At 62.5% G+C, this 24,272-nt stretch carries 16 protein-coding genes; 12 read left to right on the forward strand and 4 right to left on the reverse strand.

Features of this window, described 5'->3' with window-relative positions; all coding sequences use genetic code 11:
• Positions 1–467 precede the first annotated feature (467 nt).
• Positions 468–1,364, forward strand: coding sequence for an RHS repeat domain-containing protein (locus tag AC5O77_RS19695; protein WP_478058405.1), 897 nt, complete (start codon positions 468–470; stop codon positions 1,362–1,364).
• Positions 1,365–1,572: 208 nt separating this feature from the next.
• Here AC5O77_RS19695 and AC5O77_RS19700 read toward each other — a convergent pair whose 3' ends face one another.
• Complete coding sequence (locus AC5O77_RS19700) at positions 1,573–1,878, reverse strand: hypothetical protein (RefSeq protein WP_478058404.1); 306 nt, start codon at positions 1,876–1,878, stop codon at positions 1,573–1,575.
• Positions 1,879–2,063: 185 nt separating this feature from the next.
• Here AC5O77_RS19700 and AC5O77_RS19705 point away from each other — a divergent pair, with 185 nt between their 5' ends.
• Complete coding sequence (locus AC5O77_RS19705) at positions 2,064–2,423, forward strand: hypothetical protein (protein ID WP_478058403.1); 360 nt, start codon at positions 2,064–2,066, stop codon at positions 2,421–2,423.
• 558 nt (positions 2,424–2,981) lie between these two features.
• Here the strand turns inward: AC5O77_RS19705 and AC5O77_RS19710 are convergent.
• Positions 2,982–3,431 (reverse strand): DUF695 domain-containing protein, encoded by a 450-nt coding sequence (locus tag AC5O77_RS19710; protein ID WP_478058402.1) that lies wholly within the window; start codon positions 3,429–3,431, stop codon positions 2,982–2,984.
• Positions 3,432–3,746: 315 nt separating this feature from the next.
• On the opposite strand from AC5O77_RS19710, the gene AC5O77_RS19715 reads away from it, so the two are divergent.
• The 3 genes from AC5O77_RS19715 to AC5O77_RS19725 all read left to right on the forward strand — a co-directional run bounded on the left by AC5O77_RS19715 (position 3,747) and on the right by AC5O77_RS19725 (position 11,212).
• Positions 3,747–4,106 carry an RHS repeat-associated core domain-containing protein gene (locus tag AC5O77_RS19715; RefSeq protein WP_494507097.1) on the forward strand — a complete coding sequence of 120 codons (360 nt, stop codon included), beginning with the start codon at positions 3,747–3,749 and terminating at the stop codon, positions 4,104–4,106.
• A gap of 509 nt (positions 4,107–4,615) precedes the next feature.
• Entirely contained in the window at positions 4,616–4,852 is a 237-nt protein-coding gene (locus AC5O77_RS19720; protein ID WP_478058400.1) for a hypothetical protein, read from the forward strand.
• Positions 4,853–5,626: 774 nt separating this feature from the next.
• Positions 5,627–11,212, forward strand: a complete 5,586-nt coding sequence (locus AC5O77_RS19725) for an RHS repeat domain-containing protein (RefSeq protein WP_239496535.1) — start codon at positions 5,627–5,629, stop codon at positions 11,210–11,212.
• Here AC5O77_RS19725 and AC5O77_RS19730 read toward each other — a convergent pair whose 3' ends face one another.
• Positions 11,213–11,836 (reverse strand): GyrI-like domain-containing protein, encoded by a 624-nt coding sequence (locus AC5O77_RS19730; RefSeq protein WP_478058399.1) that lies wholly within the window; start codon positions 11,834–11,836, stop codon positions 11,213–11,215.
• A 352-nt stretch (positions 11,837–12,188) separates the two neighbouring features.
• Here AC5O77_RS19730 and cyoA point away from each other — a divergent pair, with 352 nt between their 5' ends.
• The 4 genes from cyoA to cyoD are packed head-to-tail and all read left to right on the forward strand — an operon-like array spanning position 12,189 to position 16,205.
• Positions 12,189–13,229 (forward strand): ubiquinol oxidase subunit II, encoded by a 1,041-nt coding sequence (gene cyoA / locus AC5O77_RS19735; RefSeq protein ID WP_049424459.1) that lies wholly within the window; start codon positions 12,189–12,191, stop codon positions 13,227–13,229.
• A gap of 2 nt (positions 13,230–13,231) precedes the next feature.
• A complete protein-coding gene (gene cyoB, locus AC5O77_RS19740) occupies positions 13,232–15,229 on the forward strand; it encodes a cytochrome o ubiquinol oxidase subunit I (protein ID WP_049462341.1) in 1,998 nt (665 codons plus the stop codon).
• Positions 15,226–15,864 carry a cytochrome o ubiquinol oxidase subunit III gene (gene cyoC, locus AC5O77_RS19745; RefSeq protein ID WP_012510428.1) on the forward strand — a complete coding sequence of 213 codons (639 nt, stop codon included), beginning with the start codon at positions 15,226–15,228 and terminating at the stop codon, positions 15,862–15,864. The genes cyoB and cyoC overlap by 4 nt, the downstream gene beginning before the upstream one ends.
• Entirely contained in the window at positions 15,864–16,205 is a 342-nt protein-coding gene (gene cyoD, locus AC5O77_RS19750) for a cytochrome o ubiquinol oxidase subunit IV (protein WP_217015457.1), read from the forward strand. Before cyoC ends, cyoD begins: the two co-directional genes overlap by 1 nt.
• A gap of 112 nt (positions 16,206–16,317) precedes the next feature.
• On the opposite strand, the gene AC5O77_RS19755 is transcribed toward cyoD, so the two are convergent.
• Entirely contained in the window at positions 16,318–18,378 is a 2,061-nt protein-coding gene (locus AC5O77_RS19755) for a putative bifunctional diguanylate cyclase/phosphodiesterase (protein WP_478058398.1), read from the reverse strand.
• 149 nt (positions 18,379–18,527) lie between these two features.
• Between AC5O77_RS19755 and radA the strand changes: the two genes are divergently transcribed.
• The 3 genes from radA to AC5O77_RS19770 form a co-directional block, all read left to right on the forward strand.
• Positions 18,528–19,904: a DNA repair protein RadA gene (radA, locus tag AC5O77_RS19760; RefSeq protein WP_014646395.1), complete on the forward strand. Its 1,377-nt coding sequence runs from the start codon at positions 18,528–18,530 to the stop codon at positions 19,902–19,904.
• A 144-nt stretch (positions 19,905–20,048) separates the two neighbouring features.
• A complete protein-coding gene (locus tag AC5O77_RS19765; RefSeq protein ID WP_478058397.1) occupies positions 20,049–21,905 on the forward strand; it encodes an ATP-binding protein in 1,857 nt (618 codons plus the stop codon).
• Positions 21,906–21,953: 48 nt separating this feature from the next.
• On the forward strand, positions 21,954–24,272 hold a 2,319-nt coding region (locus AC5O77_RS19770; protein ID WP_494507096.1), incomplete at its 3' end, for a tetratricopeptide repeat protein.

Genomic DNA, 24,272 nt, shown 5'->3' on the forward strand with positions numbered 1-24,272 from the left:
GGTCGGAGAAATTGAACAGGTCACCAAGGTCGAGCAGTTGCTGTTGGATGGGCACAAAAAATCCGATGCCAGAAGACTGGCATCGGATTCTGATTGGCTCAGCTGCTTAAGTGAACAGCATTACGGCCCTGGTCGGGGCTTTTTTGTGTCTGGTAGCGCCGGGCCATGCCCGGCGGAATGCGAGTTTCCCAGCAGTGCCAACCCATGGCGGGCAGCCGCAATTTACGGGTCTCGCGGCCTACTCGCCCCTCCGGCTTCCCAGGCGCTTAGCTCCTCGCACAGTTCCTGACCTGGCAACCGCAGCCGCCCATTCCTGTGCTATGAATATCCAGCCTTGCTCCAAGGCTCTTTCAGGGATTGAAAGGATGCGCAGGTTCGGGGGAGTTGCAGGCGGTGTATTTACCCGCTTGAGGGGATTTGAAGATCGAATTCGGAAGCTGGGGGCATCAGGCGCCTGGCTGTGCTGCGTGCTGCTGATCGGCTTTGGCTTGTCGCCAGCCGCAATCGCCCAGGAGACGGTCACCTACATCCACACCGATGCCTTGGGCTCGGTTGTGGCCGAGACCGATGCCAATGGCACCGTGGTCAAACGCTATGACTACGAGCCTTACGGCGCCGTGGTGGGCGGGGAAGTCACGGACGGACCAGGGTATACCGGGCATGTGAGCGATTCGGCTACCGGGCTGAGCTACATGCAGCAGCGGTACATGGATCCGCAGTTGGGTGTGTTCTTATCGGTTGATCCAGTGACGGCGTATCAGAAACCGGTTGAGCAGTTCAATAGGTACCGGCATGCAAACGGGAATCCGTACACCTACGTAGATTCTGATGGAGAAGCCGGAAAAGTTGCATGGCTCGTCAGACTCACCGCAAACCAGGCCCATAAGATTGCACGACTGACTCAGGAGCAGGCCGTCAGTGCGCGCCGGGCGCAGCAGAACGTGATAGCGGACAGAAGACAAGTAGCGAGGCAGATTGAGACATCCGCACACGGGGCGGAGGGCCAGCTCAAACATGTGGGCCATGAACTAGAGGGGGGCGGCAAAGGACTTCCGCATTACCAGACAGAGAGCGTAAGGGGACACTCCTTCTGGGGTAAGGTCAGCGTCGGCGCACTAGCTCTGGCCGGTACGCTTGAGCAAGTTGCTGATTCGGCAGAGTACATTCCTGACCCGGTTCCTAGACCTGCTGAGCAGTCTGATATTGCAAGATGGAATGGCACTATGGGTGCGATCAGCGAGAAGACTGGCCTGCCTATGCCGGGCGTAAAGATGGGGAAGGATGGTGGATTTCAGGGTTATTTTCGAGTTGACGGAAGGCTTGATTCTAAAAGGCTGGATCAAGAGCTGAGCAAGGGGAGATAGGCTTGTGAGATTCTATGAGTTCATGGTTGAAGGGATCTTTGTTCGAGCGTCTGGCCTCGGGGCTGATGTTGGCGGATTCCAAGCGACGTTTTTCATCAAGTCATCGAATGTTGCGACTGCAGTTGATCGCATGCGGTGGGTACTTTTGGATCGTATGGGTTCACATTTCGTATCGACTATTGAGATGGGATTATTCAGAACATATTTTTCAATACGTGACGTTTGGGAAATTTCTGAAGGGAGGATGTTTGAATTCGAAGGGCGTGACCTGGGTTTTACTTTTTTTAGGATAGGCAAGGTTGAGCGCATGTGTCTTGCGTTCCGGCGTATGCTGCTTAGGATCTTTCGGCCGCAGCGTGTGTTTTTCCCGAGCCGGAACGCTTAGATGTGGGCTGCGATGCATTGATTTGGGCTGGATGGATCCAGCAAGAATGTGGCGGCGTTCGAAGGATTTGCCTTGATTTGCATTTTCCCGCGACGATTGAGAGCGCACGAATTTCTTGGTCGCGGCCAATCCGCATCCAAACACCGCCCTGCATCCTGTCCTAAGTTTGCTCTATCGCCACTTACGGACCCCGTCCGTGATATCGGGGTAGAACCCAATACACCTCAAACCGGGAACAATCCGAACCACCATACTGTGGAACTCCCCAAGCCAGTAACGGAGAAAGTGGCTCAGAAGTTCAATGAGGTTTACAAATGAAGATCGACTTGCTTGTGGAATGGTACGGCGGTGAGTTGCAGCAAGTCATAGAAGAGGGTGGTCGATACTTCTACGCAATCTGCGTGGAGGCGGACTTTAGCAAACCCTTGCAGGATAGGGTCTACTTCGTGATCAGTATTCTTGCGCAGGAAAAGCAAATGATTGAGCGCTTTCTCGCTGACGCAGACATGGATGGCCTTGATCGTCTGCTGCGCGATGAATTGTACGGTCGCCGAGGTGTGATTTTCCTGGGGGATCCAAACGCTTGGAGGGTTGAGTCGGCCGATTTCAGTATTGAGCTCGCCCCCTATCTTAAATTCTTCGCGTTTCCAGTCGTCGATGTATTGGCGACCTGAATCTGTGGATAGCGGCGTCGTTGTGGGTAATCCCCGCCCCGCAGGTCAACCAAAGCAGCGGTATATGGATCCGTAGTTGGGTGTGTTCCTGCCGGTGGATCCGGTGTCCCCCACCCGCAATCGAGGGTGTTGAATGAACCGCGTTCTGATGCTTGCGCTGGCCTTGCCCAGTGCCTCATGTCGCGCCGATGAAGAACTCCCCGGGCCTTGCCAGGGGGCAAGCAGCCTGGTGGAGTCCATTGCGCCGGCCGTTTCCAACGCGACTGAGAGGCAGGTACGCGGCTCTGTCGTGGCGTCCGTTGTCGTTGAAGAGGATGGGCGGGTGACAAATCCTGTCATCACACGGTCCCAGCTTGAAGGGCTGGATCGGGGAAGGGGCGACAGTGCTGCTTATGAGCACGCAGCTCTGGTTGCTGTGGCGAAATGGCGTTTCCCGCCGGTTCTGTCTCGCTGTACGAGGAAGGTCACATTCGACTTCCAGCGTCTGGATTGATTCAACGCGGGTCGGCTGGAGGGAGGCTTGAAGTTGATAGAGCCAATGCCAATGAGCGGTTACGGCTAGTTAAAGCGAGTAGGCTGTAATAGGTCCAGCTCCGGTTTCGCCAACATCCAGCCGACGTCGTACTCCAATTGATATTCCCACTCGCGCTCGGCATCTGGCGTGGAAATCAGAAGTTGCAATGCCTCGTTAGCCTGTTCGGGGCCATGCACTCGATATAGGAGTACGCGTTCTCCACGAGCCGTAATTCGGGCGAGAAAAACAGCGTTGTGGTCAACATCAAGCGCGGGCGCAATTCTTTCCTCCAGACGGGAAAGTGCTTCGATCTCCTCCTTGGTCGGCATGCCATTCACACCTTGCAACTTGCAATTTACTCCAATCCTCAAGTGCCACGAAAAGGCATCATGGCCAGTAAAGGTCAGCAATGTGGAATTGACCACAACGATAGCCGGATCGCTGCCAATGGAGGTCTCAATCAAGCTATAGCAAGGAACAGGGACATCTCTCATCAGTCTATCCATCTGGCGCTGGTGTAAATTTTAGCACTTCGCTGTTTCGGAGACTCGGGTTCGGCGATGGTCAACTCAATCGGTATCGGTATGCCAACGGGAACCCTTACAAGTTCACCGACCCTGATGGGCGGGCTGTCACTTGTAGTGAGAATCGATGTTCTGGAGAGGTGAAAGCCATAGTCGATGCTCTGGCGCTTCCCGCAACTCTGACGATAGCGTACGGCGGGAGATCAGTCTCAAACGCCATTGACTCCACCCAGCGGAGTGAAGGGACTGATCCGGGTCGTGGCTGAGAGCGATGCCAACGGCAACGTGATCAAGCGCTATGACTACGAGCCCTGCGGCGCCGTGGTAGGTGGTCAGGTCACGGACGGACCGGGGTATACCGGGCATGTCAGTGACTCGGCCACCGGGCTGAGCTACATGCAGCAGCGATACATGGATCCGCAGTTGGGTGTGCTCCTGTCGGTTGATCCGGTGACGGCTTACGCAAACCCAGTTGATATGTTAAACCGCTACAGATACACATCGGGGAACCCTTACCGATATACGGACCCTGATGGACGCTGTGATACATCTTTCTGCCAGTTCTGGGGAGGAGTTGGACGCGCGGTCGGCGATGCTGCCTATAGCATTGGCCGGAATGCTGGCCGAGCGTATACGGCACCGTAGATATGTCCCGAACGCGGGAGCTAAATGGCGGCCCGTTGTTTGGTGCGCCGGCGAGTCAAGTTGGGCAAGGTGGCTACAAATTCGGTTCCGCACTAATGGTTGCGGAGGGGATGCGGGGCGCTGGTCAGGTCGCCGGAGGGCTCGCAACGGCTGAAGCTCGATTGGCGAACGGTGCATTGGTAGTTCGAGGTGGCTCCGCTCAGGGGGCAAATTCAGCGGCCGGAATTGGGAAGGGTACCGGCCAGCATCCAGCAGGGCCCTTCGGTTTCTCCGCAGAGAGTGCAAATGGATAGTCGTTCTGCCAGTTGTGCAGCAATGTAACTCACAATCAGGTCGGTGTTACCACGGTTGGGCAGGTGAGGGCTGCGGGAGGTGATGTCATCTCGACAGGCGGGGTCTCGCCGACGCACGCAACAGTTGTGGGGCTTGAGCCGGAAGCAGCCAGCCGATTGTTTTCCCCTACAGTATCCAATCCGGTTCCGGCCGTTGAAAGGCTGCAGAGGCCATAGATGTCTGAGCTCAGAATATTTGTCGACTTCAACAATAGAGATTCTGATGGCTTCTTGAGGCTTAACCTCACGGGGACGCTGGAGGATCTGAGAAGAGAGCAACTGGTTCTCGAAGAGGGGATGCCCGCTACAGGATCAGACGGTGATCTCACTGCCAAGATCATCGTTGTTGCACCTGGAATAGAAGGCGTATGGCGGGGGAGGATCGTTGAAGGTCCTTGGGAGGAGGATGCATAAACTGGTGCCCGTTGTTGGTTTGGTTGGGAGATGCTCCTTGCCTGCTGGCCGAGAACTGGTACTGAAGTTTCTGTTTGCGCAGGCTGTTAAGCAGAGTACGGCCGCGCAGCCTTCCAAAGGGCAGCCACGTTCCAGGCGGACGAGCTTAAAGAATGAATGAGACGACCATAGCTAAAGATGGTGAGAACGAGATTGCGGTGCCGCAAGCTTGGCGGCCCACGCTCGCAGCCATCGTTGATGCTCTGATTCAAGGTGGCGAACCATCGCTACCGCAGGTAACCCTCCAGGCCCCAGATGTGTGGGCAAGAGCGCTAGAGAGCATTCGCGCGTATGGCGCACACTTGAAAAGGCTGCCAGATGAGTCCTGGAGCTCTTCCGTCTCTGATGCCTGCAGATGCCTGGTTGAGGACGATCAGCATCCAGCCACCGCCTCGCATCCTGTCCTAAGTTGGCCTTATCCCCACCTACGAACAGTTCGGCCAATGTCAGCCGCCGTTGCCAAATGCATCGTTGTCTCTGCTGTGCACCCGAGATCGTCCATGGCAGCTCAAGGATGCTCGGGTTCGCGGGCTGGTTCTTCGTACGCAGTCCTGGGTTTGCAGCCCTAGGGGGGGGGCGTCAGTCACGCAGGCTCAGGGTCAGCTTGCCGCGTTCGGCCCTTGAACAAAGGCTGAGTGAATGATATTCATCCGGTTCACGTTGAGTTCACTTGCCTGATCGGATGGCGCATGCGTCTTCCGTGCACCCAAGGAGTGGTATCTCGCTATGGAAGCCATGAAGACGCACGCGCGAAGCTGTCGATGCCTGATCGGGCTGATTTTTCTGGGGATGTTCAGTGCTTCGGGCGCAGCTGCGCAGGATGCCCAGCCCGGCAAGTATCCCTGGGAGGAGTTCGACAAACGTTTGCGGAGCAGCATGGACGTTGCCAGGTTGTCAGACGATTTGCTGGGAGACAGCGTAGGTCTTTCAAATGGCGCCTTGTCATTCTCGGCGACCGAGGTATCGCTGGAAAGTCATCACGCGTTACCAGTGAGCCTGAAACGCAAGTACGTGATGAAGAATCGCTATCAGTACGAGAACGATGCGCTTCTTGCTGACTGGGACCTGGACTTGCCCAGCATCAGTGGCGTTTTCTCAACAGACTGGGTCATGGGGCACGCCGCAGCGTCGCCCGGTGCGCGCTGCAGTGTCAGCACGGTGTCCCAGGCGCAGCCATCCATTCCATTCAGCGGGTCGATGGATGTCAGTGACGTATGGTCCGGAAACTCGATGAACATTCCGGGCGTGAGCAGCGGGGAAATGCTGCTGATCAACGGGGCAACGGCCAGGCCTGCCCAAGGAGGCCCGTACTACTGGATGACCAACGACCAGGTCTTCGTTGGCTGCCTGCCTGCCATTCGCAACGGCACCGGCGAGGGATTTCTGGCGGTCGGGCCAGACGGCACCCGCTATTGGTTCGACTGGATGGCCCAGTACGTCGAGCCGCAGATCAAGAATCCGTTGAATGGTACAAAGCGGCTGGATCGTAGGCTCAATGTGCTGTACGCCACGCGTGTTGAAGATCGGTTCGGCAATAGCGTGGCGTACAACTATGCCAACGCAGCCAATGCTCCCGCTCGACTGCAATCCATCGTTGCCAGTGACGGGCGTCAGATCAGTTTTTCCTATAATCCACGAGGTCAGATCGAGACCGCAACCACGAATGGCCGGACTTGGCGCTATCTGTATCGAAGCGACGGCAAGGTCTCGCTGTCGGCGGTCATCCAACCTGATGGAAGCCAGTGGAAGATCGACTTCTCGGGCCTCTCCAATGCCGCGTACTACGCCACGCTGCCTATTCCAAATGAGCCAGTCCGCAGTTGCTTCATGGACGGAACTCCGCTCGTGGGGCCGCAGTTGGCAACTGGCCGTATCGAGCATCCTTCCGGGGCCGTAGGGACATTTACTGTCGCCATCCGCGAGCATGGCCGGAGCAACGTCCCGATATCCTGCAAGAATTTCACGACAGGGATAGGTGGAAACGACACCGGTGATGATGTCAACCAGTGGGCGATTGCGTACAAGGCCTACACGCTGATCGAGAAGTCCATCAGCGGACCGGCCATTTCTCCGATGGCCTGGAAGTACAGCTACAGTTCCGCAATCAGTTCCATTTTTTACCCGGGTGGAACGATGGATCGGCCATGCCCATTGACGGGTGGAGTGGTGTGTGGCGAACCGATCTGCACGAGTGACAGCTGTGCGGGTCGCGCAACGACGGTGGTGGAGGGGCCCGGCGCTGAGTGGACCCGCTACACCCACGGAAACAGCTTCAAGTATGACGAAGGAAAGCTCTTGCGCATTGAGCGTGGCAAGGGCGGCGATATCCTGCAGGTTGTCGAGAACACTTACGCGCTCTCTCCTGCAGGCCGGCCGTATCCCGCGCGTTTTGGTGTCAGCGCGCAGGATACCGGCGACAACTTTCCCCGCGAGGCGATCCAGCCAGAGCTGTCAACCGTCACGCGCCTGGACGGGGTGGTCTACACCCGTCGCACGAACAGCTTTGACAGCCTGGCTCGACCACTGAGCGTCTCCCGGTTCAGTAGTCAGGGAGACGCCCGTACGGATGTGACTGAGTATGGCGACAACCTTGGCCTCTGGGTGTTGGGTCAGGTGGCGCGCGTTTCCAGCTCGGATACGGCGTCCGTGATCACTCGCACCACCTACGACGGTCGGGCACTTCCGATCGAACTCCACAGCCACGGGCGCCTTCTGCAGCGCTACAGCTACAACCCGGATGGCTCACTCTCGAGTATTGCCGATGCGAACAATCACATCACCCATCTGGCGAACTGGAAGCGCGGCGTTGCGCAGACGCTGAAGTTCGCAGATGGCACGACACTGGTTCGTGGCGTGGATGACAATGGCTTCGTCACGTCGGTCACAGACGAGATCGGTGCCGCAACCGGGTATGAATATGACCCGATGGGGCGCATCTCGCGCATACGCTATCCAGCGGGCGACACGGTGGCATGGGCGGATACTGTTCGCAGTTTCAGCAAAAGCAGTGCAGATGAGTATGGGGTCGCTGCAGGCCATTGGCGTCAGGATGTTTCGACCGGAAATGCACGCAAGCGCGTCTACTACGATGCATTCTGGCGGCCGCTGCTGACCCAGGAGTTTGATGCGGCGTCGCCTGCTGAAACCCAGCGATTCGTGAGAGCCAGCTACGATCTACAGGGGCGCCTTGAGTTCCAGTCATATCCGTCGGCATCGGCCAATGCCTCCACGGGCACTTGGACGACGTACGACGGCCTGGGGCGAGTGGCATCTGTTTCGCAGGACAGCGAGTCTGGTTTGCTGACGACTACGACCAGTTATCTTGCTGGTGGACTGGTAAAGGTGATTGATCCGAAAGGTCGGGTGACTACGACTGCATACCAGGCCTTTGATCAGCCCAGTCAGACGCAGCCGATCGCCATTGCACATCCCGGGGGGGTGTTCTCCGAGATTGTCCGTGACGTTTTTGGCAAGCCACTTTCCATCAAGCGGCGAAACGCGTCTTCTACTGAAGCGCTGACGCGCACCTATGTCTACGACGGTCACCAGCAACTTTGCAAGTCGATTGAACCGGAAACTGGCAGTACCGCGATGGGATATGACCCTGCGGGAAATCTGCTGTGGACGGCATCCGGGCTCGCATTGCCCAACGTCGCCTCCTGTGATGCTGCCGCAGCCTTGTCGTCTTCGCGCCGCGTGGACCGGACGTACGATGCGCGGAACCGTCTAGCGACACTGCGTTTTCCCGACCGGAATGGTGATCAGGACTGGCTCTATCATGCCGATGGCAAGCCCGCGCAGGTGACCACTCTGAATGACGGGGGCGGGGCCGTAGCGGTGAACGGCTATACCTACAACAAGCGTCGGCTTCTTACCGGTGAGTCGCTGCAGGAGTCGGCCGGACCCGCCCTTTCGCTAGGGTATGGCTACGACAGCAACGGTAACAGGGCCGGAATTGCCTATCCGAGCGGGATGTTCGTCGGCCTTGCCCCAAATGCGCTCGGGCAGGCAACCCAGGCCGGCCCTTACGCGACTGCAGTGAGTTATTACCCTAATGGAGCGATTCGTCGATTCACTTACGGTAATGGCGTCGTGCACAGCATGCAGCAGAACGCCCGCCAGCTGCCGGCGCAGGTTGTTGACGGCAACGGAGTGCTCGACTATTCGTATCTTTATGATGGCGCTGGAAACGTCGTCACCATCCTCGATGGCGTCGACAGCCTTCGTGATCGTCGGATGGAGTATGACCAGCTTGATCGCCTTCAGCAGGCGACCTCTGCGATGTTTGGCGGCAATGGTGTCATGCGCTACACCTATGACGCACTGGATAACCTTCGCAGCAGCAGCCTCGCCGGAGTGAGGGACCACCAGTACTGGTACGACGCATCCAATCGGCTGACCAATGTACAGGCGACGGGTGGTTCCACAATTATTGGCTTGGACTATGACCCGCAAGGAAACCTTAGGAATCGAAACGGCGTTGTTCACACGTTCGATGTCGGCAATCGGCTGCGAAAGGTGGCCGGGGCTGAGTCGTATCGCTATGACGCATACGGGCGACGAGTTTTGTCGTCTGCCGAGAATGAGGATCGCCGGATTTTCTCGCTGTATGGCGAGGATGGCTTGCTGCGGCGACAGAACAATGAGCGGACGGGTGAAATCTCTGAATATGTCTACCTGGGCAGCAGTCTCGTAGCGAAGGTCGTTGGGCATGTTGCACCGGGCGTTCCGTCGCTGTCGGTTCCGCCTTCGTCGGAGACGGGGAGCTTCAGCGTAAGCTGGGGGGAAGTCGGTCGCGCGGCGCGCTACGAGCTTCGTGAGCAGCGAGACAGTGGCGGCTGGACCACGGTGTATTCGGGGGCTGGTAGAGCCTGGGCAGCGAGCAATCGTTCGGCCGGTATCTACGGATACTCGGTGCGCGCGTGCTCGTCGAATGCGTGTGGTGCCTGGAGCAGTGTTGGCGCGATCAACGTTCAGGCTGAGCCGGTTGATGTTCCCATTGTCACAGTGCCGGCCACGAGCTATTCAGGAAGCTACGTCGTGACCTGGAGCACAGTCGCCGGCGCCAGTCGCTATGAGCTGCAGGCATCCACTGGAGGTGCGTGGGCGACCCTCCTCTCCGCCAATGTCGCGAATCATCCCGTTAGTGGGCAGCCCGCCGGCTCCGTGCAGTACCGCGTGCGCGGTTGCAACGGGCGTGGATGTGCAGCTTACTCGGCTCCCGCTTCCATCCAGGTCATCCTCAAGCCGGCGGCCGCGCCGACATTGTCGTTGCCGGCCAGCAACAGCTCCGGTGCGTATGTGGTTTCCTGGAGCCAGGTGGCAGGGGCAGCCCGCTATGCCCTGGAGCAACGCTCCGGTACAAGTGAATGGACGCAGATCGCGAACGCCGCCAGGACTTCGCAGGATGTTGCGGGGCGCCCCAGCGGTGAGGATGGCTATCGCGTCCGTGCCTGCAATGATGCCGGGTGTTCCAGCTATTCCGCCGTCGCGACCACCCGTGTCCTGCGCATCCCTGCCGTGGCGCCTGTAATGAGTGGCAACTCCGCGCAGTATGGCAGTCCGGTCGTTGTTGGCTGGAGCGCCGTGCCCGATGGTGCGAGCTATGCGTTGGAAGAGCAGGCGCCGGGTAGAGTCTGGGCCCAGGTGCAGAACTCCAGCGCGATCGCCGCAACGCTTCCCGAACGTTCGACAGGGACGTACGGCTATCGCGTGCGAGCCTGCAATGCCAGTGGTTGCGGACCGTTGTCCTCGGCGCTGCTTGTCGCCGTGCTGCGGGCGCCGTCTGCACCTGGTCTGTCCATCGATTCGTCAAACGTTGGAAGCGGTCAAGGGTTCAGGGTCTACTGGGGAGCCGTTGCCACTGCGAGTTCCTATCGGCTGGAGGAGCAATTTGCAGCAGGGCAGTGGACGCAGGTTCTGGACTCGGCCGAGACCCAGTTCGCTGCGGGTGCTCGCGGCGCGGGTGGCTACGGCTACCGTGCCCGTGCATGTAATGCCGCCGGGTGCAGCGGGTACTCCGCTGTGGCTACCTTCACGCTGGTCCTGCGCCCGGTGCCTGATGTGCCGGGGAACCTCAACGTCGCCGAAATGCGGAGTTCCTGTGAAATGGCCTGGGGAGCTTCCGCACGCGCTGAGCGGTATGAACTGAGCAATGACGGTGGCGTGGTTTACCAGGGGGCCAATACGTCCTTCTCACAGGCAAATCCGCGTCGATGCGTTTCACCGTATCGCGTCCGTGCCTGCAACAGTACTGGCTGTTCTGAGTGGTCGCTACCTGTCTATCATGGTGGAGGAGCTATGCTGTTGCGGAGCCGATGATCAGCAGGCCGGCAATCCATTGCGCACCGACTGCCGCAGGACGGTTTTCAACCGCGCCGCGTCGGTCCTGCGCGGGTCGCTCAGGTAGATCTCATGATGGGGGCCGGCAAAGGTGTAACCCAGTGCGGGCATCAGCTCGCCGTGCAGATGGGCCAGGATCGGGCCCTCGTCATCGTAGGCACCCACATGCAAGGTCTGCAGGCAGAGGCCTTCTTCAAGAATTTCATGGCGAAGGCTGGCCGGGACCTCGCCCAGTTTCTTCGCCGCATTGGCGATGGCAGCCTCCCACTGCTCTGGACTGATCCCGTTCGGCGTACGGATCATCACAGTCCACCTCCACTCATCCTTGCGGCGTGCGACAAAGCTCGACGGATCCTCGGCGCTCCACAGCGCTTCCAGCGGTGGCACCACGTAGTCCTGGCCCATGGCCTTCAGCGCGAACTTCAGTGCATAGCTCACCGAGTACAGCCACTGCACGGCCTGCAGGTAGGCGGGGGCGGTATTCGGATCACCGTGGCCGTCGACCATCACGTAGGGCAGGGGCGGTACGTCCACAGTCACGAACCGGCCCACCGGGGGCTGGTACAACGCGCGATCGCGCTTCTTGAAGTCGATCTTGTCCACGGACCCTCCTCCTGCGCCGAGCATCCCACGCCGGGCACCCATCAGCACGCCTGAACAGGTTCAGATGACTTTGCCGAACGAGGGCGGACCGCCGGCCAGCACCTGATGCCAGGATGCCGCCCCCGGGTGTTCTGCCCGCCGCGGTTGCGCGGTGCGACAACGTGTCGCAGCCAGAAACGGGCCTTTCCTGCGCTCGATCATTGTCAATGCCTTTCTTAAATGGTGGGTGACGGCCTAAAATTGAAAGGCTGACTCGACCCCACCTCCCTACCTGTCTTCTGGACCGGTGGGACCGGCTTTGGCCGGAACAGGCAGGACGGGGAACGGCATTCCCTCGCAATTGGATCGACCGATGATTCCGTTGAAAACCCTTGGGCGCTGGTTGCGCCCGGGCCTGCTGCTGTCGTTGCTGGTGATGCTCACCGGCTGCGATGCCGTGGCCATCCTCAGTCCGAAGGGCCAGATCGGCCAGGATGAGAAGACCCTGCTGATCACGGCTACCGTGCTCATGCTGCTGGTCGTCATCCCGGTCATCATCATGACCCTGACCTTCGCGTGGAAGTATCGCGCCTCCAACACCAAGGCCCGCTACGAGCCGAAGTGGTCCCACTCGACGGCGATCGAGGTGGTGGTGTGGTCCATTCCCTGCATGATCGTGCTGGTGCTGGCGGTCCTGACCTGGCGTTCGTCGCACGCGCTGGACCCGTACAAGCCGCTGGAATCGGACGTCAAGCCGGTCACCATCGAGGCGATCTCGCTGGACTGGAAGTGGCTGTTCATCTATCCGGAAGAGAAGGTGGCGGTCGTCAACGAAATCAAGTTCCCGGTCAACACGCCGCTGAACTTCAAGATCACGTCCGATTCGGTGATGAATGCGTTCTTCATCCCGCACCTGGGCAGCATGATCTACTCCATGGCTGCGATGGAGACCAAGCTCCATCTGATCGCCAACGAGACCGGTGAATTCCCAGGCATGTCCTCGCACTACAGCGGCGCGGGCTTCGCCAAGATGCACTTCACCGCCTACTCAGTCACCGATGCCGAATACCGCCAGTGGCTGGACCAGGTCCGCGCCGGCGAGCAGACCCTGGACAAGGCCTCGTTCAAGGCGCTGGGTGAAGCACGCAACGCCGAGTGGTATCCGGTCACCTACTTCGGCAAGACCGAAGAAGGCCTGTTCGACTGGGTCATCGCCAAGCACATGGGCGACAACAAGCATTACGGCATGAAGCACGAACACGCCGGTGCCGCCGCTGCCGATGCCGCCAGCCATGAAGCGCACGAGGGCCATGCCCCCAGTGACGCGCATGATTCCAAGGAATCGGGTGAAAACCTGGATGCCAACGAACACGAACACGCAGGCCACGCCGGCCATGCGGGCTCGGGAGAATGAACATGTTGGGTAAACTCTCAATTGAGTCGATCCCCCACGATCCGATCGTGCTGACCACCCTGGTCGGCGCGGTGCTGGGTGGCCTGGGCGTCATGGCCCTGATCACCAAGTTCAAGCTGTGGGGCTATCTGTGGAAGGAGTGGTTCACTTCGGTGGATCACAAGAAGATCGGCGTGATGTACCTCATCGTCGCCTTCGTCATGCTGCTGCGCGGTTTCTCCGACGCCATCATGATGCGTACCCAGCAGGCGCTCGCCGTCGGCGGGTCCGAGGGTTACCTGCCGCCGCACCACTACGACCAGATCTTCACCGCCCACGGCGTGATCATGATCTTCTTCGTGGCGATGCCGCTGATCACCGGCCTGATGAACCTGGCCGTGCCGCTGCAGATCGGTGCGCGCGACGTCGCGTTCCCGTTCGTCAACTCGCTCAGCTTCTGGCTGTTCGTGTCCGGCGCGGTGCTGATCATGCTGTCGCTGTGGATCGGTGAGTTCGCTGCCACCGGCTGGCTGGCGTTCCCGCCGTTGTCGGGCATCGAATACAGTCCAAGCGTCGGCATGGATTACTACATCTGGGGTCTACAGGTCGCAGGCCTGGGTACCACGCTGAGCGGTATCAACTTCTTCATCACCATCCTGAAGATGCGTACCCCCAGCATGAAGCTGATGCAGATGCCGGTGTTCACCTGGACCGCCCTGGTGACCAACGTGCTGATCGTCGCTGCCTTCCCGGTGCTGACCATCACCCTGGTGCTGCTGACCCTGGACCGCTACCTGGGTACGCACTTCTTCACCAATGACGGTGGCGGCAACGCCATGCTGTACATCAACCTGATCTGGATCTGGGGTCACCCGGAGGTGTACATCCTGGTCCTGCCGGCGTTCGGTGTGTTCTCCGAAGTCATCGCGACCTTCTCGCGCAAGGCGCTGTTCGGCTACAAGGGCATGGTCTACGCCACCGCCTGCATCGGCGTGCTGTCGTTCATCGTGTGGCTGCACCACTTCTTCACCATGGGCTCGGGTGCCAACGTCAATGCCTTCTTCGGCATCACGACGATGATCATCTCGATCCCGACCGGCGTGAAGATCTTCAACTGGCTGTTCACCATGTTCCGCGGTCGCGTGCAGTTCACCACGCCCGTGCTGTGGACCATCGGCTTCATGGTCACCTTCACCATCGGCGGCATGACCGGCGTGATGCTGGCGATCCCGGCCATCGACTTCGTGCTGCACAACAGCCTGTTCCTGATCGCCCACTTCCACAACGTCATCATCGGCGGCGTGGTGTTCGGCATGTTCGCCGGCATCACCTACTGGTGGCCGAAGATGTTCGGCTTCCGCCTCAATGAGTTCTGGGGCAAGTGCGCGTTCTGGTGCTGGTTCATCGGCTTCTACGTGACCTTCATGCCGATGTACGTGCTGGGCTTCATGGGCATGACCCGTCGTCTGCAGAGCACCGTCAACCCGGCCTACGAGCCGCTGCTGCTGGTCGCTGCCGCAGGTGCCTTCATCGTGGGTGCCGGCATCCTGTGCCAGATCATCCAGGTGGCCGTGTCGATCCGCGACCGCAAGAAGACCGCCGACCTGACCGGCGACCCGTGGGATGCCCGTACGCTGGAGTGGGAAACCTCTTCGCCGCCGGCCTTCTACAACTTCGGCAGCCTGCCGGAAGTCACCGAGCTGGACGATTTCTGGGAGCGCAAGCAGCGTGGTGAAGCCTGGCCGAAGCCGGCCAAGTACACCGACATCCACATGCCGCGCAACACCGGCACGGGCGTGGTCATCGGTGCCTTCAGCCTGGTGTTCGGCTTCGCGATGATCTGGCACATCTGGTGGCTGGCCATCGTCGGCTTCGTCGGCATGATCGCCACGTTCATCTACCGCACCTTCGACCAGGACGTGGACTACTGGGTCCCGGCCGCCGAGGTGGAACGCATCGAGAACGAACACCGCAAGCACCTGGAAAACCAGGGCCTGGTGAAGTCGGAGCTGAAGGCATGAGCACCAATACCTCGACCCTGAGCCACGGGCACGCCGCGCAAGCGGCGGCCCATGGCCATGACGACCACGAGCACCACGACACCGGCGGCAACACCGTCTTCGGTTTCTGGGTGTACCTGATGAGCGACTGCCTCATCTTCGCCTCGCTGTTCGCCACCTACGTGGTGCTGGCCGGCGGTACCGATGGTGGCCCGACCGCGAAGGACCTGTTCGAACTGCCGTTCGTGGCATGGGAAACCGCGCTGCTGCTGACCTCCTCGCTGACCTTCGGCCTGGGCATGATTGCCATGCACCGCAAGCAGATGGGCCAGATGTACCTGTGGCTGGGCATCACCTGGCTGCTGGGCTTCGGCTTCATGTGCATGGAAGTGTGGGAGTTCCAGCACCTGATCCATCAGGGCTACGGTCCGGACCGCAGTGCCTTCCTGTCGGCGTTCTTCGCCCTGGTCGGTACCCACGGCCTGCACGTCAGCGCCGGCCTGCTGTGGCTGCTGGTGATGTTCGTGCAGCTGAAGAAGTACGGCCTGACCCCGACCAACAAGACCCGCATGGCGTGCCTGAGCCTGTTCTGGCACTTCCTGGACCTGATCTGGATCGGCGTGTTCTCCGTCGTCTACCTCAATGGAGCCCTGTAATGGCACATGACAACCATGCACACGACCACGGCACCGGCGGCGAAAGCCATGGCACCGTGAAGTCGTACCTGATCGGCTTCGTGCTGGCGGTGGTGCTGACCGTCATCCCGTTCTGGATGGTGATGTCGGGCGACTTCTCGCGCACCGTCAACGGTGTGGTGATCGCGGTCACCGCGGTGCTGCAGATGCTGGTCCACCTGGTGTTCTTCCTGCACCTGGACCGCTCTTCGGAAAGCCGCTGGAACGTCAACGCTGCGGCCTTCACCGTGGTGGTGATCGGCATCATCGTGGTTGGCACCCTGTGGGTCATGCACAACATGAACGTGCACATGATGCACTGACGTCCGCGCGACGTTGCCACGCAGAAAGGCCGCCCTCGGGCGGCCTTTTTGTTTGTCTGCGGATATGGGTAGTGCCGGCCGCTGGCCGGCAATCGCGGGAAGCCGGCCGGCTCTACCCCGCCACCCGGCGCAGGAACTCTTCGGCATCCATAGGCCGGCCCAGGTGATAGCCCTGCAGCTGGTCGCAGCCCAGTTCGCTCAGGTATTCGCGCTGCGCCTGCGTCTCCACGCCTTCGGCCACCACCTGCAGCTGCAGGGTGCGGCCCAGCGCGATGATCGACGAGACGATGGCGGCGTCCTCGTCATTGCGTTCCAGGTCGTGCACGAACGCACGATCGATCTTCAGTTCGGTGGCCGGCATGCGCTTGAGGTACAGCAGGCTGGAATAGCCGGTGCCGAAATCATCGATGGCGATGTGCACGCCCATCGCGGTCAGGTCGTTGAGGATCGCCAGGCTGGCATCGACGTCCTTCATCGCCGTGGTCTCGGTGATCTCCAGGGTCAGGCGTGCCGGTTCGATCCGGTGCCGCTGCAGCACCTCGCGCACGCTGTCCAGCAGCGCCGGCGAGGCGAACTGCAACGGCGACAGGTTCACCGCCATCGACCATTCCGTATGCCCGGCCTCGTGCCATGTACGCAGCTGCGCACAGGCGCGGTCCAGTACCCAGTCGCCGATCGGCAGGATCAGGCCGCTGCGCTCGGCGATGGGAATGAACACATCCGGCGCCAGCAGGCCCAGTTCCGGGTGCTGCCAGCGCAGCAGCGCCTCGGCGCCGGTAGCCGGTGCGCCAGCGGCCGGGAACTTCGGCTGGTAGTGCAGCAGCAGCTCGTCACGCGCGATTGCCTTGCGCAGGTCCTGCAGCAGGCGCAGCTGGCGGTTGGCGCTGAGCTGCATCGACGGGGTGAAGAAGGTATAGCCATTCCGCCCGGTTTCCTTGGTGTGGTACATCGCCGCATCGGCGTGCGCCATCAGCTCGCGCTCGTTGCTGGCGTCATCCGGGTACAGGGCGATGCCCAGGCTGGCGCTGACCTGCAGTTCGGCGGCATCCAGCGTGAACGGTTCGCCGGCAGCGGCGATGATGCGCTCGGCCACCACCACCGCATCGTCCGGGGTGTCGATGGCCAGCACGATCACGAACTCGTCGCCGCCGAGGCGCGCGAACGTGTCCTGCGGCCGCAGCAGGCCGCCGATGCGCTGTGCCACCGCCACCAGCAGGCGGTCGCCCAATTGGTGGCCGTAGGCATCGTTGACCGCCTTGAAGCCGTCCAGGTCGCAGAACATCACCGCCACTGCGCGGCCGCGGCGGCGCGCTTTTTCGATGGCCTGCTCGATGCGGTCCTGCAGCAGCATGCGGTTGGGCAGCTGGGTCAGCGGGTCATGCAGGGCGGCCTGGATCAGCTTGTCGTTGGCGTGTGCCAGTGAATCGGCCAGCAACCCGGTACGCACGCGCATCTGCCGATCGAACAGCGAGGCGACCAGGGCGATACCCAGGGTGGCTACGGTGGTGACGATCACCAGCACTGCCAGCCAGCGCGTGTCGATGCCGCCGCTGCCGACCGCGCCGCAGATGCTGCCTTCGGGGAAGCGTGCGGCGGCCATGCCGGTGTAATGCATGCCGACGATGGCCAGGCCCATCACCAGCGAGGCCAGTGCGCGCAGGCGCATGGTGTGGCGCTGCTCGGTACGCAGGCGGAAGGCGATCCACAGCGCCGCGCCGGCGGCACCGATGGCTACTGCAATGGAGGCGGCGAACCAGCCCGGGTGATAGTCGATACCAGGCTGCATGCGCATCGCGGCCATGCCGAGGTAGTGCATGGTGGCAATGCCCATGCCCATCAGCACGGCGCCGGCCAGCAGTCGTCGCCAGGGCAGGCTGGGTCGTGACACCAGCCACAGCGCATAGGCCGAAGCGCCGATCGACACTGCAAGCGAATACAGGGTGATGCCGAGGTCGTAGCCGACCGGGATCGGCAGGTCGAAGGCCAGCATGCCGATGAAATGCATCGACCAGATACCCAGGCCCATCGCCGCCGCGCCGCCGGCCAGCCACCAGCGGGCCACGCGGCCCTCGGCCGTGGCCAGGCGGCCGGCCATGTCCAGCGCCGTGTACGAAGCAAGAATGGCCACCAGCAGGGAGATGGCGACCAGGCTCTGACTGTAACTGCCAGTCATGTTGAATCCAGAGGGGGAGGGAGGGGCGCCCGCAAGGCGCACGCCCGCGACAGCTATCGGCGCGGTTGGGCGGGACTTGAGCGGTCGCAGCACCTGCGACCCGGCTCGGCTATCCTGCCACGCCTGTTCCCGTTGCTGGAAATCATCCGATGGCAAAAGCCCGCACCGCCTACGTCTGCAATGAATGCGGCGCCGAATTCAGCAAGTGGCAGGGCCAGTGCACCGAGTGCAACGCCTGGAACTCGCTGTCGGAAATCGTGCTGGAAAGCGCGGCGGCGGCCAAGGCGCCGGCGTCGCGCCGGGCCGGCTGGGCCGGCAAGATCGACCCGCCGAAGATCACCGCCCTGAAGGACGTGGAGCAGACCGAGCATCGCCGTGTCTCGACCGGCATCGGCGAGTTCGATCGCGTGCTGGGCGGTGGCCTGGTCGAGGGCGCGGTGGTACTGGTTGGTGGCGACCCGGGCATCGGCAAGTCGACCCTGCTGCTGCAGGCGGTGGCGAAGATGGCGGCCGAGCTGCCGGTGCTGTACGTCACGGGCGAGGAGTCGCTGGCCCAGGTGGCCGGCCGCGCACACCGGCTGGAATTGCCGCTGGATGGTGTCAACGCGCTGGCCGAGACCGGCGTCGAGTCGATCCTGCAGCATGCGTCCAAGGCCGGCCCACGGCTGATCGTGGCCGACTCCGTGCAGACCCTGTGGACCGAGAGCCTGACCGCCGCGCCCGGCTCGGTCAGCCAGGTGCGCGAGAGCGCGGCGCGGCTGGTGCGTTTCGCCAAGGAGACCGGCACCGCCGTGTTCCTGGTCGGCCACGTGACCAAGGAGGGCGGTATCGCCGGCCCGCGCGTGCTCGAACACATGGTCGATGCGGTGCTGTACTTCGAAGGCGAGAGTGGCAGCCGCTTCCGCCTGCTGCGCGCGTTCAAGAACCGCTTCGGTGCGGTCAACGAGCTGGGCGTGTTCGCGATGGGCGACAAGGGCCTGAAGGAAGTCTCCAATCCGTCGGCGATCTTCCTGTCCGGTGGCAGCACCCATCAGCCGGGCAGCTGCGTGATGGTCACGCGCGAGGGTACCCGGCCGCTGCTGGTGGAAGTGCAGGCACTGGTCGATGCGTCGCCGCTGTCGAACCCGCGCCGTGTCGCGGTCGGCCTGGAGCAGAACCGCCTGGCGATGCTGCTGGCGGTGCTGCATCGCCACGGCGGCGTGCTGGTCGGCGACCAGGACGTGTTCGTCAACGTGGTCGGTGGCATCCGCGTGCAGGAGACCGCTGCCGACCTGCCGGTGCTGCTGGCGGTGCTGTCCTCGCTGCAGGACCGGCCGCTGGCGGAAAAGACGATTGCGTTTGGCGAGGTTGGCCTGTCCGGCGAGATCCGACCGGTACCCAATGGCGAAGACCGCCTGCGCGAGGCCGCCACCCATGGTTTCAAGCGCGCCATCGTGCCCAAGGCCAATGCGCCCAAGGGCGGCTCGGTGAAGGGCATGGAAGTGATCGCGGTGGAGCGCCTGTCCGAGGCCATCGACGCGGCGTGATCGCGCCGGGCATGGCCCGGCGTCACCACCGCGCACGTGGAATACGGCGGCCGACACGGTAACGGTCAGCCTCCCTGTGCTAGTTTTTCCCGCTCGACGAAGACGCCCTCTGGCGTCTTTCCGTGCCCAGGAGTAAACGATTACATGCAGGACACCGCGCTCACCGCCCCCAACGCCGAAATCCGTCGCGCCGGGGTCGATCTCAATGGACTGATGACGGTGCTGGGCAAGCACCTCTATTCCACCCCGGTGGTGGCGCTGCGTGAGCTGGTGCAGAACGCGCACGACTCGATCATCCGCCGCCGCATCGAACAGCCCGGCATCGAAGTGCCATCGCGCATTTCGGTGCAGGTCGATGCCGCTGCCGGCGTGCTGCGCATCATCGATACCGGCGCCGGCCTGACCCGCCAGGAGATCCATGACTACCTGGCGACCGTCGGCGTCGGCTACACCCGCGGCCTGCGCCAGGGTGGCGAGGACGATGAGGGCCTGATCGGCATGTTCGGCCTCGGCTTCCTGTCAGCCTTCGTGCTGGCGCGCCGGGTCAGCGTGCGCACCACCTCGTACCAGACGCCGGAACTGGGCCATCTGTACGTGTCCAGCAACGCCGAGCAGTACACCGTCAGCGAAGTGCCGGCACGCGCGGTCGGCACCGAGGTGGAACTGGAGCTGCATCCGGACTTCCTGCCGCTGGCCAACGAGGCGCGCCTGCACGAAGTGCTGGGTCGCTACTGCGCGCTGCTGTCCGAGCCGATCTTCATCGGTGCTGCAGGCGAGGCGCTCAACCCCGAGCCGCCGCCGTGGCGCGGCCAGGGCGATGTGGCCCTGCATCCGGTGCAGGCGCGTCGCCAGGCGCTGCAGTTCGCGGCGCGTTTCGAACATGATTTCGAGCCGATCGTCACCGTGCCGTTGCGCGCTGATAGCAGCAGTGATGCCACCGGCCTGCTGTGGGTGCAGGACGGTGCTACCTACGGCACCAGCGACAACCGCAACCTGTCGGTGTTCGTGCGCGGCATGCTGCTGGACGACGACGCCCGCGACCTGCTGCCGCCGTGGGCGGGCTTCATCGGCGGGGTGATCGAATCCTCGCGGCTCACGCCCACCGCCAGCCGCGAAGACCTGCAGCGCGATGACCAGTACCGCGCCGTGCAGCATGCGTTGCTGGAGGCGCTGATTGATGGCCTGGCCGACGTCGCGCGGCAGCAGCCGGAAGCGTGGCGACGTGTATTGAGCCGCCACAACGAGGCGCTGCTGGGCGCGGCGCTGTGCGATGACCGCCTGTTCGACCTGTTGCTGGAGCACGTGCGCGTGCCGACCTCGCAGGGCGATCTGCCTGCCAGTGCGCTGCCCGCACGCGGTGCCGTGCATGTGATCCTCGACAACGGTGGCGGCTTCGAGGAAATGCTGTTCCGCGCGATGGGCGTGCCGGTCGCGCATGGCCATCGCTATGCAGTAGTGCCGTTCCTGCGGCGCTGGGCCCAGGCCAAGGGACTGCGCCTGGTCGAGCTCGGCACCGAGCAGGGCAACCGCGCGCTGTTCCGCAGCGATGACAGCCTCGACGAGGCGCAGCTGGCATGGCTGCGCGAGCAGCTGGGTGACGGCGAACAATTGCTGCCGGCACGCTTCAGTCCCGAGTCGCTGCCGGTGGTGGTGGTGCCCGACCGCGAAGCCGAACTGAAGCAGCGCCTGGAAGACGATGAGAACGACAAGCGCGTTTCAATGGCGGCGCTGCGGCTGGCGCGTCAGTTCACCGCGCGCATCGAATCGCGTGCGCCATCGCGGTTGTACCTCAACCTCGACAACCCCGCGGTGCGGGCGCTGCTGCGCGCCCAGCGCGACGGCCACCCGCAGGCCGAAGCCGCAGCGCGCCTGCTGCGCTCACTGAAGATCATCGTCGCCGCGCAGGGCCGTCCCCTGGCCCGCGCGACCGCCACGCCCGGCCCGGATCTCAACGGCGCCTTCACCGATATCGCCGGTGCCCTGCAGCAGATGCTGCGCTGAGCACCGCATCCTCTCATCCAGCCTTCGCTAGACAGGAGTACTTACCCCATGGACATCTGGAACTGGGTCGAAAAACTGCAGGGTGACCTGCGCCAGGCCGGCCAGGCGCAGAATGCGCATCTGCTGAACCGCCTCGCCGACGAGGTGAGTGAACTGCGTGTCGACCGCGTCGACGCGCTGCTGCCCGAAGCGCGTGCGCTGGGCAAGGCGCTGGACAACCCGTGGGTCGACGTCTACGTCGGCCACTGGGCGCTGCGCAACCGCGTCGGCAACCGCGTCGAAGGCGAGAGCGCGCTGGGCGAAGCCGTGGCGCTGTTCGAGCGTGCGCATCGCGAGGACACCCTGGAATGCCCGCAGTCGATCTGCGTGACCCAGGATCTTGCCGCCTGCTACGGCAACATCGATGGCCCCGGCTGGGTGCCGGAGCGCATCGAGGTGTGCGACGAGACGCTGGGCCGCATCGACCCGAGCTGGGCCTGCTTCCAGTGCCTGAGCTGCGAGAAGGCCGATGCACTGCTTGATGATGGCCGCGGCCAGGAGGCACTGGATTACCTGCAGGTGCAGTCCGACGCGATCGAGGCCTGCGGCAAGGAAGTGTTCGACAGCTTCCCGGAGATGCAGATCAAGATCCTGCTGGGCATGGGCCGCGCCGAAGAAGCGCTGCTGCTGATCGAGAAGCGCGAGGCCGAAGTGGCCGCGTCCGGCGAGTACGAGCCGGCCAACTGCACGGTGCCGCGCCGCCTGTCCAAGGCGTGGGCGCTGGCGCAGCTGGACCGCGACGAAGAGGCCTTGCAGCAGCTGGTGCCGTGGAGCGAGCTGACACCTACCTACTGGCGGCTGTGGGCGAACACCGCCGCAGCGCTGTGCCGGCGTGATCCCGCACGCAATACCTGGGATCTGGGTACGCGCTTCAACACCATCATCGAGCACTTTGCCGAGGTTGGCTCGCACCGCCTGCTGATCGAAGTCGCTGCGCTGAGCCTGGAGCTGGCCCTGCAGCGGGGCGCACGCTGGGTGGCGCTGCGCCAGCTGGAACTGGCGCGTACCCATCTGGCACAGCTGCGCCAGGACCGGGGTGCGGCTGCGCTGGTGGCCGGCCTGGCGGCACGCATCGATGCATTGCCGGATGTGGCGCCGCTGCCGGTGCCAGCCGCTGAACTACTGGTTTGGCTGAACGAGCAGGGAGAGCAGAATCAGTCGCGCGATCCCGAACGTGAGGCGCAGTGGCTGCTGCAGGCACAGGCGCAGCTGCCAGATGACGAGGCGCTGGCCGAGATGGCTGCCTCCGCGCTGAGCGCCTGTGGTGCGCAGACGGAAGCGCGCGCATTGCTGTGGCGCTTCGTGCGCGCACATGCGCAGGATGACGGTCCTGCGGCCTACACGCTGATGCGCTGGCTGACCGAGCAGGGCGACGATGCCGGCCTGCGCCAGTTGGCTGATCTCTATCGTGGCAGCGTGCCGGTGTTCGCGCACTGGTGCGAGGTGCAGCGCGCCCGTCGCGTGTCCGACTGGCCGGCACTGGAGCAGGCCGCGCAGGCGCTGCTGGCGGCCTCGCCGGGCTCGCATGGCGCACGCGGTACGCTGGCGCGGATGTACATGGAAACCGGTCGCTTCAGCGAGGCGCAGGCCTGCTACGCGCAGCTGGTGGAGCTGCTGGAAGAACCCAACGCCGCACACTGGGACCACATGAGCGCGGCCAGCGCGGCACGCGACTGGGATGCGGTGCGCCGCTCGGCGGCGGCGATCGGCATGGAGCTGTCCAGCCAGGACGGCGTGGTCGAGGAGCCGTGGGGCTGGGTGATCATCCGCAGCGAAGAGAACGGCGAGCCGATGGAGTACTACGCGCGCCGCAGTGGCCCGGTCACCGCGCGTATCGTCGAGAACGCACCGGCCAACCGTGCCCAGCAGGTGGGCGACTGGGTGGTGTTCGATGCTGCGCTGGTGCACCCGGCGCCGGAGGAGGAGGAAGCGCGCGAGCATTTCATCCCGACCTATGCGCAGGTGCATGTGCTGGAGCGCGGCGGCTTCGCCCGCAGCTGGCTGATCGACGGCGCGCACCCGGGCGAAGACGCGTGGAATGCCTTTGTCGCAGCGGCCGAGGCGCAGGGCTGGCAGGTGTGGCCGCACAGCCGCCCGGACTACACCGTGACCGATCCGGACGAGGAGGAGGGCACGCTGCCGGGCCTGCTGTTCACCGTCGCCCAGCCGCAGGACCATGCACCGCTGGCGCTGCACCGCTTCCTGCAGCAGGAAACCGCGAAGTGGCCGCATCCGCATTGCTGGCTGCGGCTGGCCGAAGCCTGCGACCAGGATCGCCAGCCGCACCTGGACGTGATCGAGCGTTACGGCTGTCTCTTATACACATCT

This window comes from Stenotrophomonas sp. INTA L402-1 (assembly GCF_059295135.1).